Origin of the sequence: Bradyrhizobium diversitatis, assembly GCF_016031635.1 — a bacterium.
Lineage (GTDB): Bacteria > Pseudomonadota > Alphaproteobacteria > Rhizobiales > Xanthobacteraceae > Bradyrhizobium > Bradyrhizobium diversitatis.
The window spans coordinates 1-657 of sequence record NZ_JACEGD010000117.1 but is presented as its reverse complement, the minus strand read 5'-3'; the positions used below and the strand labels follow the sequence as shown (position 1 = coordinate 657).

The window sequence follows — 657 nt, the reverse complement described above, 5'->3', positions numbered from 1 at the left end:
GTCCGAAGGCCGTGGATGGCTCCGTATTCGTCGCGGCGTGGCTCGCCATCATCCTGGGCGCCGTTCTCAGCTATGGACAGGCGCGTTTCTTCAGGCCGTTTCTGCAGCGGGTGGCCTCGAAGGCGGCCCTGCGCCGATGCGAGTCCCTGTTCGACGCCTATGGCCGCTATGCGCGCATTGCCTTGTTCGTTCATCCCAACGCCTGTTCGATGTATTTCACGGCGCTCGGACTGCTCGGCCGCAGCTTGACGCGCGAGCTCGCTTATCTCTGCGTGGGTGCCGCGGCCGCCAGCAGCACCTGCAATTGGCCATCGTCGGTGGGACCGATGGACGACACCAGCCTGGTCACGATGACGAACAGAATGCCCACGGCGGCCGCGCTGGTCGCCATGGGGACACTGATCGGTTTCTACACGGCCTGGCGGCCGAAGGCGGCCTGAAACCTACCCCGTCATTGCTTCGGCGCACTTGCAATGACGACGAATGAAGGCTCGATCGCCGCGAGGTTCGTTCACCTCTCCCGCAAGCGGGAGAGGCGGAGCAAGCCTGCAGACAGTCCCCGTGCAATTCATATGCGATAGCCCTGCCCGCAAGCGGGAGAGGGAGTGCACCTCTCTCGTTGCAGCGTTTCGTCTTCATCTTGTCGTGCGTCACGCC

The 657-nt window shown here is 63.8% G+C and carries 1 pseudogene; it reads left to right on the top strand.

What is annotated here, in order from left to right:
* Positions 1–440: pseudogene (locus tag H1B27_RS39690) on the top strand (hypothetical protein); the annotation flags it as partial.
* Positions 441–657 lie beyond the last annotated feature (217 nt).